This window comes from Chryseobacterium sp. YR221, from assembly GCF_900176315.1.
GTDB lineage: Bacteria > Bacteroidota > Bacteroidia > Flavobacteriales > Weeksellaceae > Chryseobacterium > Chryseobacterium rhizosphaerae.
Genome location: NZ_FWXM01000006.1, coordinates 208,533 through 225,610 on the forward strand (window position 1 = coordinate 208,533; position 17,078 = coordinate 225,610).

The 17,078-nt window shown below is 37.0% G+C and carries 13 protein-coding genes and 1 riboswitch; of the genes, 10 read left to right on the forward strand and 3 right to left on the reverse strand.

Going from position 1 to position 17,078, the window contains the following annotated elements:
- Positions 1-33: 33 nt before the first annotated feature.
- Entirely contained in the window at positions 34-1,683 is a 1,650-nt protein-coding gene (locus B8967_RS18050; protein WP_084086972.1) for a DNA repair protein RecN, read from the forward strand.
- Positions 1,684-1,744: 61 nt separating this feature from the next.
- Positions 1,745-2,680, forward strand: coding sequence for a Dyp-type peroxidase (locus tag B8967_RS18055; protein WP_084086974.1), 936 nt, complete (start codon positions 1,745-1,747; stop codon positions 2,678-2,680).
- A 77-nt stretch (positions 2,681-2,757) separates the two neighbouring features.
- On the opposite strand, the gene B8967_RS22345 is transcribed toward B8967_RS18055, so the two are convergent.
- Positions 2,758-2,949, reverse strand: a complete 192-nt coding sequence (locus B8967_RS22345) for a bacteriocin-like protein (protein WP_123863272.1) — start codon at positions 2,947-2,949, stop codon at positions 2,758-2,760.
- A gap of 146 nt (positions 2,950-3,095) precedes the next feature.
- A complete protein-coding gene (gene fumC, locus B8967_RS18060) occupies positions 3,096-4,490 on the reverse strand; it encodes a class II fumarate hydratase (protein WP_084086975.1) in 1,395 nt (464 codons plus the stop codon).
- A gap of 137 nt (positions 4,491-4,627) precedes the next feature.
- Between fumC and B8967_RS18065 the strand changes: the two genes are divergently transcribed.
- Both B8967_RS18065 and B8967_RS18070 read left to right on the forward strand, forming a co-directional pair.
- Positions 4,628-6,235, forward strand: coding sequence for a fumarate hydratase (locus tag B8967_RS18065; protein ID WP_047491865.1), 1,608 nt, complete (start codon positions 4,628-4,630; stop codon positions 6,233-6,235).
- Between the two features lie 92 nt (positions 6,236-6,327).
- The gene (locus B8967_RS18070; protein ID WP_174772367.1) at positions 6,328-6,612 is read left to right on the forward strand and encodes a hypothetical protein; all 285 of its coding nucleotides are present in this window, start codon (positions 6,328-6,330) and stop codon (positions 6,610-6,612) included.
- Positions 6,613-6,704: 92 nt separating this feature from the next.
- Here the strand turns inward: B8967_RS18070 and B8967_RS18075 are convergent, their stop codons facing one another.
- Entirely contained in the window at positions 6,705-7,565 is an 861-nt protein-coding gene (locus B8967_RS18075) for an AraC family transcriptional regulator (protein WP_084086977.1), read from the reverse strand.
- A 145-nt stretch (positions 7,566-7,710) separates the two neighbouring features.
- On the opposite strand from B8967_RS18075, the gene B8967_RS18080 reads away from it, so the two are divergent.
- The 6 genes from B8967_RS18080 to B8967_RS18105 all read left to right on the forward strand — a co-directional run bounded on the left by B8967_RS18080 (position 7,711) and on the right by B8967_RS18105 (position 17,071).
- Positions 7,711-8,757 (forward strand): T9SS type A sorting domain-containing protein, encoded by a 1,047-nt coding sequence (locus tag B8967_RS18080; RefSeq protein ID WP_084086979.1) that lies wholly within the window; start codon positions 7,711-7,713, stop codon positions 8,755-8,757.
- A gap of 172 nt (positions 8,758-8,929) precedes the next feature.
- Positions 8,930-9,035, forward strand: a riboswitch (SAM riboswitch).
- Between the two features lie 94 nt (positions 9,036-9,129).
- A complete protein-coding gene (locus tag B8967_RS18085; protein WP_084086981.1) occupies positions 9,130-11,574 on the forward strand; it encodes a TonB-dependent receptor plug domain-containing protein in 2,445 nt (814 codons plus the stop codon).
- A gap of 6 nt (positions 11,575-11,580) precedes the next feature.
- Positions 11,581-12,909, forward strand: a complete 1,329-nt coding sequence (locus B8967_RS18090) for an APC family permease (protein ID WP_084086983.1) — start codon at positions 11,581-11,583, stop codon at positions 12,907-12,909.
- Between the two features lie 116 nt (positions 12,910-13,025).
- Positions 13,026-14,111: a peptide chain release factor 1 gene (gene prfA, locus B8967_RS18095; protein ID WP_047491851.1), complete on the forward strand. Its 1,086-nt coding sequence runs from the start codon at positions 13,026-13,028 to the stop codon at positions 14,109-14,111.
- A gap of 86 nt (positions 14,112-14,197) precedes the next feature.
- The gene (locus B8967_RS18100; RefSeq protein ID WP_084086985.1) at positions 14,198-14,875 is read left to right on the forward strand and encodes a hypothetical protein; all 678 of its coding nucleotides are present in this window, start codon (positions 14,198-14,200) and stop codon (positions 14,873-14,875) included.
- Positions 14,876-14,968: 93 nt separating this feature from the next.
- The gene (locus B8967_RS18105) at positions 14,969-17,071 is read left to right on the forward strand and encodes a prolyl oligopeptidase family serine peptidase (protein WP_047491845.1); all 2,103 of its coding nucleotides are present in this window, start codon (positions 14,969-14,971) and stop codon (positions 17,069-17,071) included.
- The last annotated feature ends 7 nt before the right edge of the window (positions 17,072-17,078 follow it).

Here is a 17,078-nt window from a genome sequence, read left to right on the forward strand (position 1 = left end):
TTTGCACTACTTAAAGTAACCAGCCCTTCATCCATGCTTTCGAGAATTTATATTAAAAACTTTGCCCTGATTGATACCCTTGAAGTGTCATTGAAAAACGGTTTGCAGGTAATCACCGGTGAAACGGGAGCAGGTAAATCTATTATTCTGGGAGCTCTGAGACTTATTCTTGGAGAAAGGGCAGATATAAAATCGGTTTCGAATGCAGAAGAAAAAAGTGTCGTAGAAACTGAATTTGCACTGAATAATCAGTTTAAAAAATTCTTTATAGAAAACGACCTTGATTATGAGCTTCAGACTATTATCAGAAGAGAAATTCTGCCTTCGGGAAAATCACGGGCATTCATTAATGATGTTCCGGTAACCCTGGATGTGCTTAAAGAATTTTCATCACAGCTGATCGATATTCATTCCCAGTTTGAAACTTCCAATCTTTTTACTTCAGAATATCAGTTTAAAATAATTGACGGACTTTCTGAAAATAAGCAGATCATTGAAGAATACCAACAGGTATTTTCTGATTTCCAGAGCTTGAAACTTCAGCTTAAAAAACTTCAGACACAGCTTTCCGAGACTAATAAAGAAAGTGATTATAAAGACTTTCTGCTTAATGAACTGGAAGAACTGAAGCTGGATGAAGTAGATTACGAAGAGATGCAGAATCAGCTCGCTATTCAGGAAAATGCAGGAATGATTTCTGAAAATCTGGGTCAGATCCTATCGAGATTCCACCAGGAAGAAATCGGAATTTTATCTTTCTTTAATGAAGCGAAGAATAAACTCTCCAGGATTTCCGAGATTTCAACCAGCTTTGCTGAGTTGGATCAGCGACTGGAAACTTCTTTTGTAGAAATAAAAGATATTATTTCCGAGCTTGAAAATGAATCTGAAAAAGTAGAAATTAACCCGGAGAACTTATTACTTCTCACGGAGCTTAATAATAAAATAAATGCCTTACTCTTAAAGCATAATGTCTCAGGTGTAAATGAGCTGATAGAAGTGAGGAATGAACTGGCAGGAGATCAGAAAGGCGCTTCAGAATTGGAAGCACAAATTATTGAAACAGAAGAAAATATTTCTAATAAAGAAAAAATACTTCAAACTCTTTCTGAGAAACTTTCAAAAAACAGAAAAAAGAATGTTCCTGTTTTTGTAAAAAAAGCAGAAACTCTTCTTAAAAAACTGGGTCTTGAAAAAGCAAAAGTAGATATAGAGCTCCTTGATATTCCTGAATTTAATGCTTTCGGAAAAGAAAATATTCAGCTTTTATTTCAGGCGAACTCGGGATTCCCGTTACGGCCTATTCAAACGGCTATTTCCGGTGGAGAAAGATCGAGGGTTATGCTGGCCGTAAAGAAAATTATTGCTGAAAGTGATGATCTTCCCACTCTTATTCTGGACGAAATAGATACCGGAGTTTCAGGGAAAGTGGCTGAAGAAATCGGAAACCTTATGAGAGAGATGTCTAAAGATATGCAGTTGATCGTTATCTCTCATTTGGCACAGGTCGCTGCAAAAGGGAACGATAATTATAAAGTGGTAAAACAGGATATTTCAGGAAGAACCCAATCTACAATTATTCCTTTAACCGATGATCAGAAGCTAACCGAAATAGCACAATTACTTTCAGGAAGTAAAATTACAGAAGCTGCTTTAGCACAGGCTAAAGAATTGATCGGTTAAAAAATGCTAACAGGCTTGTAGATTACCATTCTGTTACGTACCTTAATTCAAAAAAATAAACATGAGTTTAGAATCGCAAAATGTTACGGATTACCCTAACACGAATACCATATTCATGGTGTGGAGGCTTAATGATGTTCCACAGCTGAAAGATGTTTTCCAGGAGCTATGTGCTTTGGTTTTAAATCTTAATAATTCTGTTTTCAACAGATTCCCGGGCAGCAGAGCAAGCTGTGTGATGGGAATTGGCTTTGAAGCATGGAAAAAGCTAAGTCTTCCTACTCCTATGCCCAAGGAACTTGCGAATTTTGAAGAGATAAAAGGGATAAAGCATACTGCTGTTTCTACTCCCGGAGATTTGCATTTTCATTTAAGAGCAGACAATCAAAGTGTTATATTCGATATGGGTATTGAAATCTCAAAACTATTAAGTTCCGTAGCAGAAAGTATTCTGGAAATTCATGGATTTAAATATTGGGATGCAAGGTCTATTCTTGGTTTTGTAGACGGAACAGAAAACCCACACGGAGAAGACCGTGATTATTTTGCGAAAATTGGAAATGAAGATTCTCAATATCAGGGAGGAAGCTATCTTTTTGTTCAGAAATATCTTCATAATATGGATGCCTGGAAAAGTCTTTCTACAGAAGACCAGGAGAAGGTAATCGGCAGATCAAAGGAAAATGATATTGAAATGTCTGATGAAGTAAAACCTTCAAACTCACATATTGCTTTAGCGAATGTAGAAGGAGAGAATGGTGAAGAACTTAAGATTGTAAGAGATAATATGCCTTTCGGAAACCCTTCTAAAAATGAATTTGGAACCTATTTCATTTCTTATGCAAGTACTTTTACCACTACGAAAAAGATGTTGACCCATATGTTTATTGGAGATCCTCCGGGAAATTATGACCGGATTTTAGACTTCAGTACGGCAGTAACGGGTACGCTCTTCTTTGTTCCAACCAGAAATATGCTTGACGAATTTTCAGGATAATATAAGAAAAAAGGCTGCTTCTTTACGGAGGCAGCCCTTTTATCAATTACTTACAGAGATGATATCAAATGACAATCTCAATCACACATTCCGATAGGAAGTTGGCACATGACAGTCTGGGAACATGGATAGTCTGTTTGTGCAACGCAACATGCCGAATATCCATTATAATAAGCAGGATATTTAAATTTCCCTTGGCAGTTTGATGCTGAATTTCCGCCTAATACTTCCTTTAAGCTTTGTCTCTTTAATTTCTTTAGGTTTTTCATGGCTTTTGTTTTGAAATTATATCACTAATTTATGAAAAAATAATACGCAAATTTGAATTTAATAAAAAATTGTTATTCAGTATTTTGCATCATTAAAAAAGCCCTGGGAATCCCAAGGCTTTTACTGATATATTGTGTTTGCAATCCTATTTCAGGCTTCCTACCATGTCTTCAGGTTTTACCCATTCATCAAACTGTTCGGCAGTTAAAAGCCCCAGATTTACAGCTTCTTCTTTTAACGTGGTCCCATTCTTATGGGCTGTTTTTGCAATTTTAGCTGCATTTTCATAACCAATATGAGTATTGAGAGCTGTCACAAGCATTAAAGACTTGTCAACAAGCTCTTTAATTCTCTCGTGATTAGGCTCAATTCCAACTGCACAGTGATCATTAAATGAAATACATGCATCGGCAATCAACTGGGCAGATTGTAAGAAATTGTAAGCCATAACAGGTTTAAAAACATTAAGCTCATAATTTCCCTGAGTTCCGGCAAAAGAAATGGTGGTATCATTTCCTAAAACCTGAGCACAAACCATAGTTAACGCCTCATTTTGAGTCGGGTTTACTTTCCCCGGCATGATAGACGATCCAGGTTCATTTTCTGGAATGTGAATTTCACCAATTCCTGATCTTGGTCCTGAGGCCAATAACCTGATGTCCTGTGCAATTTTGAATAAAGATACGGCAAGCTGTTTTAAAGCACCATGACTTTCAACAATGGCATCATGAGCAGCAAGAGCTTCAAATTTATTTTCTGCAGTAATAAAAGGCAGGTTGGTGAATTTTGCAATATGCTCAGCTACTTTTACATCATAGCCGTTTGGAGTATTTAACCCGGTTCCTACTGCCGTTCCACCAAGTGCAAGTTCAGAAAGGTGAGGAAGTGTATTTTTTAAAGCTCTTAAGCCAAATTCCAGCTGAGCGACATATCCTGAAAATTCCTGTCCAAGGGTAAGTGGAGTAGCATCCATCAGGTGGGTTCTTCCGATTTTTACAACATCCTTGAATGCTTTGGATTTTTCAGATAATGTATTTTTTAATTTTTCTACAGCAGGTATCGTTATCTCTACTACTTTTTTATAAGCAGCAATATGCATCGCTGTAGGATAAGTATCATTGGATGATTGAGATTTATTGACATCATCGTTTGGGTGAATTTCAGATTTCTCTCCTAAAGTCCCCCCATTATTGACATGCGCCCTGTTGGAAACAACTTCGTTGACATTCATGTTTGACTGAGTTCCCGACCCGGTTTGCCAAATAACCAGTGGGAACTGATCATTAAGTTTTCCTTCCAGAATTTCATCACAGACCTTAGCAATCATATCCCTTTTTTCAGCAGCAAGAACTCCCAAATCGCTGTTGGCGTACGCTGCTGCTTTTTTCAAATAGGCAAATGCTTCAATGATTTCGTGGGGCATTGAACCCTCAGGACCTATTTTAAAATTATTTCTGGAACGCTCTGTCTGTGCTCCCCAAAATTTGTCTGCAGGTACCTGCACTTCGCCCATGGTGTCTTTTTCTATTCTGTAATTCATTGTGATTGAAATTTTTATAAAGTTACTGATAACACTAGAATTTCGCAATTTATAATCATTATAAATATCAATTTTAATGACTGATTTTACTCATATTTTTTTACGGTAGCCGTATTTTTGTGCAAACAAAAAATTGAATGGAATTTAGATATCAGGATCCGTATCCAATTCAGAAAGATGATACGGTGTATAAAAAGCTTACATCAGATTATGTAAAAGTTGAAAAATTAGGAGACAGGGAAATCTTAACTGTAGATCCTAAAGGGTTGGAATTACTTGCTGAGGAAGCTATGGCTGACGTTTCTTTTATGTTACGTTCTTCTCACTTAGAGAGTCTTAGAAGAATTATTGATGATCCTGAAGCTACGGACAATGACCGATTTGTTGCTTATAACCTGCTACAGAACGCTGCAGTAGCTGCAGAAGGAGCTCTTCCTTCTTGTCAGGATACAGGAACAGCAATTGTAATGGGTAAAAAAGGAGAAAATGTATACACAGGAGTAGACGACGGTGAATTTTTAAGCCGAGGAATTTTCAATACCTACCAAAAAAGAAACTTAAGATATTCTCAGGTGGTTCCTTTAACTATGTTTGATGAGAAAAATTCAGGATCCAACCTTCCGGCACAGATTGATATTTATGCTAAAAAAGGAGATTACTATGAGTTCTTGTTTTTAACAAAAGGAGGAGGTTCTGCCAATAAAACATTCCTGTACCAAAAAACAAAATCTTTACTGAACGAAAAATCTCTTGAAGAGTTTATCAAAGAGAAAATTTCAGATCTTGGAACGGCAGCCTGCCCTCCGTATCACCTTGCTTTAGTCATTGGAGGAACTTCTGCAGAAGCGAACCTTGCTGCTGTAAAGAAAGCTTCGGCTAAGTATTATGATCATCTTCCGACGGAAGGAAATGAAGCCGGACAGGCGTTCAGAGATCTTGAATGGGAGGCTAAAGTTCAGAAAATATGTCAGGAAAGTGCTATTGGAGCTCAGTTTGGTGGAAAATATCTTACCCATGATGTAAGAGTGATCAGACTTCCAAGACACGCAGCTTCATGTCCGGTAGGAATGGGAGTTTCTTGTTCTGCAGATAGAAATATCAAAGGAAAAATTACAAAAGAAGGGATTTTCCTTGAGCAATTGGAACAGGATCCAAAGAGATTTTTACCAGCTACCCCTCCCCATTTGGAAGAAGCGGTGGAAGTTGATTTGAATAAGCCTATGCAGGATATTTTAGCTGATCTTTCAAAATATCCAATCAAAACAAGACTAAAATTAAATGGCACCCTTATCGTAGCAAGAGATATCGCTCATGCTAAGATTAAAGAACTGATAGATAGTGGTAAACCCATGCCAGAGTATTTCAAAAACCACCCGATTTACTATGCAGGACCTGCAAAGACTCCGGAAGGAATGGCATCAGGAAGTTTCGGACCTACTACCGCAGGAAGAATGGATGTGTATGTTGACGAGTTTCAAAGCCATGGCGGAAGTATGATCATGCTGGCTAAAGGAAACAGAAGTAAAGATGTTGCAGATGCATGTAATAAATACGGAGGATTCTATCTTGGATCTATCGGAGGGCCTGCAGCTATCCTTGCAAAGGATAATATTGTATCTGTAGATGTTGTGGATTTCCCGGAATTAGGAATGGAAGCTGTAAGAAAAATTGAAGTAAAAGACTTCCCTGCATTCATTATTACGGATGATAAAGGAAACGATTTCTTCGCAAATCTTGCCCACTAGTTAGTTTAAAATTAAAATAAATTATAAAATAGAGCCTATATCTTTTGTGTAAAAAAGAAAAAAGCTCTATTTTTGCCTAAAATCTAAAGAGAATGATAACTATTTTATCAGCATTTTGGCCGTTCTACCAGTTCCTATGGACTGTATTCTTTATTACTATGTTCTTAGTAGGGTTCTGGTGTATTTTTATGTTCTTCGGATTAGTCATTCCAATGTGGCTTACGGAAGGTTTGAAAGAATACTTTGGAAAAGTAAAGGCTTTCGATCCTGAAGATATCAGAAGAAAGAATATTTATGAGCAGGAAGGTGTAGAGGTTCTTTACAACCAACCTAAAGGTAACGGACCTTTCATTCACGATCACGGACATCATCATTAATTGATTGTCATTGCTTTTTCACCTTAATTCTGAAAAAGTAATATCAAAGCAAAACAACATATATAAACCGCTTATTTTTTTAGGCGGTTTTTCTATTTGTTATTTCTCAGGTTTTCAGGAGCAACACCAAATTTCTTTTTAAAAGCACGGGTGAAATTCTGTACATATTCATACCCACATTCAATAGCGATTTCTTTGATCATTACATCACTGTTGGTAATCATTTTTTTTGCCTTCAGCATTCTTAGTTCAGAAATATAATGGGAAATGGTTATATGATATTGACTCTTAAATTCCTGCCGGATTATATTCTGATTAATCCCGATAAGTTTTCCTATTTCCTCAGCCTTTATATTTCTGTGGTAATTTTCATCGATATATTTCTTGATCATTTCAGGGGCCTTTGGGGCTGATTGTGCGCTGTTTTTTTCGTGGAACTGTTCGAATACAAGAATAAGCAGCTTGATGAGCTTGGCTTCAATAAATAACTTCTGAATAATACCTTTCTTTGAAGATCCGATGATTTCTTTAAGAATCATATGCATTTCAACAGTCATGGTGGGGGGTGTTTCTTTATGAAAATAGATGAAGCTGTTTCTCATCATATTTTCCAGTATATCAGCACTTTCCTCACTGGATTGGGGATTGATAAGGTGATTAATATATTGATAGTCAATCCGGATCAGCAGATATTGTAATGCTTCCTGACTATCAGATCGTAATTCTGCTCTGTTTTCCTCTGATGAATAATAAAGAATGTATTGATTTTTTCTGAATACTATTGGAAGATGACCGGCAGATTTTTCAAGATATATGTCCGAACCCAATAGAAAGAGTAGGTTAAAACTCGATCCAGCTTCCAGTATTGAGGTTTTTGAATATCGTTCAGAACAAAATTCTATGCTAATATTATCTGAGGCAAATAATATCTTTTCTTCTTCTAAATTACTCATAATCAGTGTTATTTTTGATGGTGTTCATATATAACTCCTATATCGGATAACTAAAAGTTGGGAAATGATAACTCTGAATTAAACGGGTAAGCTACTTTTGCGCAAAATTAAATTAAATTTAGAATAATTAAAAATAATATTGATTATGTTTGAAAATCTATATTTTGTGATAAGAAAACTAAGCGCGGGAATGATGTTGATACTCATCGCTTTGAATGGTTTATATGCGCAGGGAAATCCTCAAAACTGTACCAATGCAGACCCTGGAAATAATCCTGGAGATGTAGGATGTGTGAAATTTACTTATCAGGGCCAAACAGTTTCTTATACGACTGTAAGAGCTAATGATGGAAAAATATGGCTGCAGCAGAACCTGGGAAGCTCTAAAGTAGCCTCTTCTCTGGATGATGAAGCTTCATATGGAGATCTCTTTCAGTGGGGAAGATGGGATGACGGCCATCAGTTAAGAAATTCAGCCACAGTTTCTGCTCCTACTCCTAACAGGCCGGACGGTTTAGCAGGGGTGAGCTCGTACATCATAGGAACACCCGCGTGGTGGTCTACTCTTGAAGCTAATGATGAATGGACCGCAAAGAACATAGATGGGCTAGGAAAGACAGTGGGGGTAGACCCATGCAAGGCAATAGGTGCCGATTGGAGAATGCCAACACAGGCAGACTGGTCAAGTATTGTTAGCCTTGAAAGTGTTACGGCCCCCGCAAGCGCTTACAGCAGTCATCTGAAATTGCCTGCAGGAGGATATCGCAGTTCTTCAGATGCTGGTTTTACTTTTGTAGGAAAGAGAGGGTATTTCTGGAGTTCGGATGTATCCGGACTTGGAGGGAAATATCTGTACGTAGGGACCATAAGTGCTAATGCCTCAGCAGGGGCACCCAGAGGGCAGGGAGCATCAGTAAGATGTATTAAACCTACCTCGGCACTTGCTACTTCGGAGGTAAGACTAAATCATAACAGCATAGGGATGTATCCCAATCCAACAAAAGGAATTCTTACCATTAAAGCAGATTCCTCGATTGAAAGTATAATGATAACGAATACGGTAGGACAAAAGATGGACGCCGGGTTTTCAAATGATCAGGTTAATATGACAGGACTTCCGGACGGTTTATACATTGTAGAAATAAAATTAAAAAACGGACAGACCGTTTCTAAAAAGATTATTAAAGGATAAGCAGTCTTCATGTAGAATCACTGTATTCCCTTTACATAAAATAGTTCACTTCAATTACAATTACTTTTATTAGGGAGGCTTATGAAATTTTTCATAAGCCTTTTTTATGCTGTGTTTGTAAATCGTAAAAACGGCTTTTGCATATTGAAAAAAATAGTCTACTTTTGCAGTAGATTTATCAAGAAAGGTGGAGGGATTTGGCCCAAAGAAACCTTAGCAACCTACACAATTCCAGAAGTGTAAAGGTGCTAATTCCAACCCGATGGGGGAGATAATTGAAGTCAATATTCTTATATGAATTCCATTTCTTGAAGTCTTGTGTGTCTGAGGATTGATTCTCGGAATGTATAATAATTTTTGCAGGAACAAAAGATGAAAAAAGTAAGCATAGCTGTATTATTGCTTGGCACCATTGGGATCGCTGCCCAGGAACAGGAAGAAAAAGGAAAACAAATTGAAGATATTATCATCGTAGGAAATCGTAATGTTAAAAGGACAAAACTAGAGACACCAGTTCCCGTAGATGTTATTAATATTGAAAAAATACAGAAAGCATCCCCCCAAATAACGGTTCAGGATTTATTGAACTATGTTATTCCCTCATTTAATTCCGTAAGACAGTCTGCTTCTGACGGAACCGAGCATATTGATCCTGTAACATTAAGAGGAATGGGCCCGGATCAGGTCTTAGTATTGGTTAATGGAAAAAGAAGACATACCACTTCTTTGGTCAATTATCAGAATACCGTTGGAAATGGTTCTGTGGGAACAGATTTGAGTACAATTCCTGTTATTGCTATTGAAAAAATTGAAGTATTAAGAGATGGAGCGGCAGCTCAGTATGGCTCTGATGCCATTGCGGGAGTAATCAATATTATACTCAAAAAAAATGCAGGGGCTTCAGCAAGTATTACTTACGGATTAAGCGGAAGGAATGATGGAGACACCTACCAGGCAGGAGTTAATTATGGGGCTTCATTAGGAAAAAAAGAAGGGTATGTCAATCTTTCATTACAGCTAAGCCACAGAGGGAAAACAACGAGGACTCAAAATCATGATTTGGATATTTTCGGAAATAATTTTGCGTATCCTTTCGCAGATGATCCGGAGGCGGCAAGAGCTGCAGATGATGAGGAAATTAGAAAAAGAGGTTTAACCCGTGACGATTTCAACTTTCAGATCGGAGATGCACAGATCAAGCAGGCGCAGCTGTTTTTTAATTCAGAATATCCTTTTAATGATCATTTTAAACTCTATTCATTTGGTGGTTTCAGTATCAAAGAGGGAAAAGGATATGGCTTCAGAAGGCTTCCCAGTGAAACGTTTAATGTTGTTTCATCACTTTATCCCAACGGATTTCAGGCGGAGCTGGGATCTCAGGTATATGATATCTCTTATGCTGTCGGAGCAAAATATAATGTAAACAACTGGCTTTTTGATGTAAGCAATACGTTTGGAAACAATACTTTCAATTATAACGTAAGCAATACGAATAATGCTTCTTTAGGAGCAAAATCACCGACCCGATTTTATGCCGGGGCACACAGTTTTCTGCAAAATACCCTTAATCTTGACGTCTCTAAAAATATAAACCGGTTTAATATAGCATTTGGAGGTGAATTCAGATTTGAACAATATCAGATTAAATCCGGAGATCCTGCATCCTATACCCAATATGATGTCAACGGAAATGTAGCAGGTACGGGATCAACAGTGATAGGAGCAGGGGGATCGCAGTCATTCATTGGCTTTTCACCGGATAATGCCTTAAAAAAAGACAGACATTCTACAGCGGTATATGCTGATATATCTTATGATTTGGATAAAAAGCTGAATATTGATGCTGCGGCAAGATTTGAAAACTATTCTGATTTTGGAAATACCCTGAATGGAAAACTTGCTGTACGATATGAGTTCCTAAAAAATTATGCGGTAAGAGCAGCTGTAGGAACGGGTTTCAGAGCACCTTCTCTGCAACAGCAGTATTTCAACAATTCTTATGCAGATATTTCAACTTCAGGGTCCACAATTGTAACTAAAGGAATTTTTAATAACGACAGTAAAGCGGCACAGGTTCTTGGATTTGATAAGTTAAAACAGGAGACCTCGGTCAACGGAAGCCTTGGATTTACTTTAAAACCGGCGAAAGGACTATTCATTACTTTAGATGGTTATATCATTAAAGTGAAAGACAGAATTGTCATTACAAGTAATATTACAGATTCCAGATTATCAGATCCTGATGTAGTAGGGGTTGGAAAAGAAGTCGAAAGCGGTAGGTTTTTTGCCAATGCTATTGATACGGAGACCAAAGGCGTGGATTTGGTTATTTCCTACGACTGGAAATTGGGTGGAGGAAACCTGAATGTGAACCTTGCTGGAAATTATACAGAAACAAAAATTACAGATTTTCATTTCCCGGAAAACCTGGGAACTCCTCAGAATGAGTTTTTTGGGCCCGATCAGATCAATATTATAGAAACTTTATCACCCAAAACAAAGGCCTCATTAGGATTGAATTATGGAATAGGAAAGTTTAATTTTCTCGTAAGAAATACCTATTTTGGTAAAGTAATAAGAGACGGATATCCTTTTGGAAGCGTTCAGGAATTTTCACCGAAAGTGATTACAGATGTCAGTGTAGGGTATGATATTACAAAAAATATCAACTTTACCGTAGGTGCTAATAATGTCTTTGATGTGTTCCCGGATCGTCAGATTTATGAAAATTCATATTATGGAGTATTTAAATATGCTCCGGTACAAATGGGAACATTAGGTAGCTATTTCTTCGGAAGGCTTAATTTTAATTTTTAATCATTAATGAATACTCCTTCACATCAGATCGGCTGGAAAACAGCTGCAGCCATTGTGGTTTCCAATATGATAGGAACCGGAATTTTTACAACACTGGGATTTCAGTTATCTGATATTACCAATACCTACAGCATCTTTCTGCTATGGGGTATTGGTGGGATTCTGGCATTATTCGGGGCTTTTTGCTATGCTGAATTGGGATCCCATTTTAAAGGCAATGGCGGAGACTTCATTTATCTCAAAGAAACCTATCATCCGTTATTTGGATACCTTATAAGTTGGATATCTTTGATTATCGGTTTCTCTTCCCCGGTGGCTTTAGCGGCATTAGCCATGTCAAAATATCTTTCAGTATTTCAATACACATTTGGAAATGGTTTTGCCATCGCTGCAATTTTTCTGGTGGCCGCCGCCTTATCATTTAGTTTAAAAGCTTCAAGTAGGTTTCATAATTTTTTTACATTAATCAAGATCACCTTTATTATCGTTTTGGTTATTTTGGGCGTGGGACTTTCGGAATCTGGCCAGATAGGGAACAGTCTTAATTTCAGTGACAGCTGGCAGAATGAAATCATGCTTCCTGCTTTTGCTACTTCCCTGGTGTTTGTTACCTATTCTTATACAGGCTGGAATTCAGCGTCTTATATTGCGGGAGAAATAAAGGATGTGCAGAAAAATCTTCCTAAATCTCTGATTATAGGGACTGTTTTTGTGACAGTAAGCTATATTTTAGTCAATTACATTATGCTGAAACATGCCTCAGTGAATCAATTGGCAGGAAAAGAAGATGTAATGGGTGAAGCGGCAGTTAATATGCTGGGCTCTACCTTTGGAAAAATAGTGAATATCTTTATTGCCTTACAACTGATTGCAACCATTAGTGGGTATTTATGGGTAGGTTCGAGGCTTACTCAGGCTTTTGCGAAGGATACCTATCTATGGAAGCCCCTTTCCACGGGTAATAAAAAAGGAATCCCGGTAAGAGCTATTTTTGCCCATGCTGTTATTGCTTCGGTAATTATTTTAACAGGAAGTTTTAAGGAAATTTTCGTTTATACAGCATTCATTCTTCAGTTATTTGCCAGTCTGGCCATTTCTACGGTATATTTTCTTAAAAAAGAAGACCGGAAAATATTTAAATCCAATGCTTTTTATATTTTTCCCACGGTTTTTTTACTGTTCAGTATTTATATTCTTTATTTTACCCTGATTCATAATCCTAAGGAAAGTTTTATTGGGCTGGGAATTGTAGCTGTAGGAATTGCACTGTACTTAATAGATAGAAAACTTTCTAAAAGAAGTAAGCCGGAAATGGATGATTCCAAAAGCGAATAAGACAATTGCTAAATAGGTCTTTTGGATTTTTAGTCTAATGCTCAAAAATTTATGCTGATTTGTAATTTTAATTTTGAATTAATAATCCTTATCTTTGCACCCACAAAAATTCTATAATGTCTAAATCATTAATTCCAAAATTAGAAGCTATAAAACAAAGATATAATGAGGTTGCAGACCTTATTATACAGCCTGATGTCATTTCAGACCAAAAAAGATATTCTTCTTTAAACAAAGAATATAGTGATTTGGGCAAAATTGTAAAGGTTTATGATCAGTACAAAGGAGCTTTGGACGCTATTGAAGAATCTGATGAGATCATTGCTGATGGTTCGGATAGAGATTTGGTAGATCTTGCAAAAGAAGAAAAATTAGAAGCTCAGGCTAAGATTCCAGGTTTGGAAGAAGAGCTGAAAGTATTGCTTATTCCTAAAGATCCTGCAGATGACAAAAACATTATTGTGGAATTACGTGCCGGAACCGGAGGTGATGAAGCCGCTATTTTTGTGGAAGATATCTACAGAATGTATTCCATGTACTTCAAAACAAAAGGATGGAGACATGAAGTGACAGATTCTAATGAAGCGGCGAAAGGATATAAGGAATTGATTATGAAGGTGGAAGGTGAAGGTGTTTATGGGATTATGAAATTTGAATCAGGAGTTCACCGTGTGCAGCGTGTACCGGAAACAGAATCTCAGGGAAGGGTTCATACCTCTGCAATTACTATTGCTGTTTTACCTGAAGCTGAAGAAGTGGATGTAGAGATTAACCCGGCTGATATTGAAATGCAGACTTCACGTTCAGGAGGAGCAGGAGGTCAGAATGTTAACAAGGTTGAAACTAAAGTTCAGCTTACACACAAGCCTTCAGGCCTTGTAGTGGTTTGCCAGCAGGCCCGTTCTCAGCTAGCTAACCGTGAATTGGCAATGGAAATGCTTCGTGCCAAATTATATGATATCAAATTGCAGGAAGTTCAGGGAGATATTGCTGCCCAGAGAAAAACCATGGTTTCTACAGGAGACCGTTCTGCAAAAATCAAAACATATAATTATCCTCAGGGAAGAGTAACAGACCATAGAATCAATAAATCTATGTATAATCTTGATGCCTACATGAATGGAGATATCGCGGAAATGATAGATGCTGTAATCATGGCAGAGAATGCAGAAAAGATGAAAGGAGAAGAAGAAAATTATTAAAATATTTAAAAAATAAAAATAAAGCCTCCGATTTTTTTGGAGGCTTTATTTTTTCCAAATCAACAACATATCGTAAAATATAAACTATGAAAAACTACAAAATTATTTTGTTTTTAGTACTTACCATGCTGGGTAATTATGCAACGGCCCAGACAGAAGTAAAAAAACCGGCAGAAGCTTTTGAATTGTTTTTTGGAGCATTTGTGAACAATGATGATGCTTCAATTGGTAAACTTAATGATTATCTAAGACCTACTGTAGAAGGTCAGGATGCTTATCAGGTCAACTTTAAAGACACTTCTGAAGAAACGGTTAAAACGACAGCCGAAAACTTTCTGACAGCTTTCCCAAAAACAGTAGCCTCAGCTTGTAAAAAAGAAGCTGAAGATTACTTCAGAGTGATGTTTGAAAACTTCAGAAAAGGAAAACTTAGTGTTAAAAGTGTGAAGGTGGTGCCGAATGAATATGTGGAAGGGCAAAAAATTGCAGAGGTAAGTTATGCCGTAAGCTTTAAAGTTCCTTCAAAATTAGCCCCGGAACCTACAGAAAATCCACAGAAAGTAAAAGCTGAAGACTTGAAGAAATATCTTACTCAGTCTGTTCAGGATTTTAAAAATGCAGATAAAACAGTGAGTGTTGATCAGGAGTTCAGTTTGTATGAACTTAAAGAAAACAATAAAATATATTACTGGAACGGTAGCCCGGATGAGATTGTTACCAACCTGACCGATTTCTATTTTGATAGTTTCGGATCGAAAGAATAGTGTGATTACTAATATATTAAAGATTTAAAAGCCCTGTTTTCGGGGCTTTTTTTATTTCACATACTTTACGTATTTTTGAGAAAACCGTTCACTATGAATTTTAAACCTATATTATTAACTGCTGGAGTTCTGTTTTCAGCATCTTTTTATTCTCAAAAAATGAATTATCCTAAAGCATTAAAAGGAAGCCAGACTGACACCTATTTTGGGAGTGCTGTAGCTGATCCTTTCAGAGATTTGGAAAATGATTCGGCGCCTACCAAAAAATGGGTGGATGAAGAAGTAGCTTACAGCCAGAATTATCTTTCAAAGATTCCATTCAGAGATAAAATTAAAGATCAGCTGAGAGAGATCTGGAATTATGAGAAAATTTCAGCCCCTTTCAAAGAAGGAGATTATACATATTATTCTAAAAACGATGGTTTACAGGCACAGTCTGTTTTGTACAGAACAAACAATAAGACCAAAGCAACAGAAGTATTTTTAGATCCTAATAAATTTTCAGAAAAGGGTACCACTTCACTTTCACAGCTTTCATTTAATAAAAAAGGAAATTTAGCTGCTTATTCCATTTCGGAAGGAGGAAGTGACTGGAACAAAATTATCATCATTGACGCGATTACAAAAAAGCAGATTGATGAAACCTTATTAGATGTGAAATTCAGCGGTATTTCATGGCAGGGAGACGAAGGTTTCTATTATTCAAGTTATGATAAACCAAAAGAAGGAACGGTGCTTTCTGGAATGACGGATAAGCATAAGGTATATTTTCATAAACTGGGAACCAAGCAGTCTGAAGATAAGCTGATTTTCGGTGGCGAAAAAACCCCAAGAAGATATTTGGGAGCAAATGTTTCTGAAGATCAACGATTTTTGATTATTTCTGCGGCCAATGCAACCAATGGAAATGAATTGTATATTAAAGATTTAAAGAATGGAGGAGACTTTGTACAGATTACAAAAGGATTTGATATTAATGCCAGTATCGTAGATACAGAAGGAGATGATCTTTTTATTTCTACAGATAAAGATGCTCCGAATATGCGTCTTGTGAAAACCTCAATTAAAAATCCAGCTCCTGAAACTTGGAAAGATGTGATTCCTCAGACTGAAAATGTGTTGGGGATTACCCAGGGAGGAGGATATTTCTTTGCTACGTATATGATTGATGCCATTGATCAGGTAAAACAATTTGATAAGACAGGAAAATTAATCAGAGAAATAACACTTCCTGGAAAAGGGAATATTTCCGGTTTTGGAGGAAAAGAAAAGGAAAAAGAAGTATATTATTCATTCAGTAATTATATCACACCGGGAACCACCTATAAATTTAATGTAGATTCGGGTAAATCTGAAGTTTACCAGAAGCCGAAAGTGAAATTTAATCCTGAAGATTATGTCTCTGAGCAGGTATTCTATACTTCTAAGGATGGTACAAAGGTTCCTATGATGATTAATTATAAAAAAGGAACTAAGCTTGATGGTAAAAACCCTACTATTTTATATTCTTATGGAGGTTTCAACATCAGTTTACAGCCCTCTTTCTCTGTAGTGAATGCCATCTGGATGGAAAATGGTGGTATTTATGCCGTTCCAAATATCCGTGGTGGGGGTGAATATGGAAAAAAATGGCATGATGCCGGAACCAAAATGCAGAAAAGAAACGTTTTCGAAGACTTTATTGCTGCCGGAGAATACCTGCAAAGTAAAGGCTATACTTCAAAAGAATACATGGCCCTTTCAGGAAGATCAAACGGAGGATTATTGGTAGGAGCTACCATGACTATCCGTCCGGATTTAGCAAGAGTAGCATTCCCGGGAGTTGGCGTTTTGGATATGTTGAGATATAATAAATTTACTGCCGGTGCCGGTTGGGCTTATGACTATGGAACAGCGGAAGATAATAAAGAGATGTTTGAATATCTTAAATCATATTCTCCGGTTCACAACGTAAAAGCTGGTACGTGTTACCCATCTACAATGATTATTACAAGTGATCACGATGACAGGGTAGTTCCGGCTCACTCATTCAAATTCGGAGCAGAACTTCAGGATAAGCAGGCGTGTAAAAATCCTATTTTATTAAGAATAGAAAAAAATGCAGGCCATGGTGCAGGAAGATCTACGGAACAAGTGATTGCTGAAAATGCGGATCTCATATCGTTTGCTTTGTATGAGATGGGAATTAAGAAATAATAGATAA

Bases quoted from the DNA above. Each gene is read 5' to 3' on its own strand.
- B8967_RS18050 (WP_084086972.1), top strand. From the start codon at position 34: ATGCTTTCGAGAATTTATATTAAAAACTTTGCCCTGATTGATACCCTT.
- B8967_RS18055 (WP_084086974.1), top strand. From the start codon at position 1,745: ATGAGTTTAGAATCGCAAAATGTTACGGATTACCCTAACACGAATACC.
- B8967_RS22345 (WP_123863272.1), bottom strand. From the start codon at position 2,949: ATGAAAAACCTAAAGAAATTAAAGAGACAAAGCTTAAAGGAAGTATTA.
- fumC (WP_084086975.1), bottom strand. From the start codon at position 4,490: ATGAATTACAGAATAGAAAAAGACACCATGGGCGAAGTGCAGGTACCT.
- B8967_RS18065 (WP_047491865.1), top strand. From the start codon at position 4,628: ATGGAATTTAGATATCAGGATCCGTATCCAATTCAGAAAGATGATACG.
- B8967_RS18070 (WP_174772367.1), top strand. From the start codon at position 6,328: ATGATAACTATTTTATCAGCATTTTGGCCGTTCTACCAGTTCCTATGG.
- B8967_RS18075 (WP_084086977.1), bottom strand. From the start codon at position 7,565: ATGAGTAATTTAGAAGAAGAAAAGATATTATTTGCCTCAGATAATATT.
- B8967_RS18080 (WP_084086979.1), top strand. From the start codon at position 7,711: ATGTTTGAAAATCTATATTTTGTGATAAGAAAACTAAGCGCGGGAATG.
- B8967_RS18085 (WP_084086981.1), top strand. From the start codon at position 9,130: ATGAAAAAAGTAAGCATAGCTGTATTATTGCTTGGCACCATTGGGATC.
- B8967_RS18090 (WP_084086983.1), top strand. From the start codon at position 11,581: ATGAATACTCCTTCACATCAGATCGGCTGGAAAACAGCTGCAGCCATT.
- prfA (WP_047491851.1), top strand. From the start codon at position 13,026: ATGTCTAAATCATTAATTCCAAAATTAGAAGCTATAAAACAAAGATAT.
- B8967_RS18100 (WP_084086985.1), top strand. From the start codon at position 14,198: ATGAAAAACTACAAAATTATTTTGTTTTTAGTACTTACCATGCTGGGT.
- B8967_RS18105 (WP_047491845.1), top strand. From the start codon at position 14,969: ATGAATTTTAAACCTATATTATTAACTGCTGGAGTTCTGTTTTCAGCA.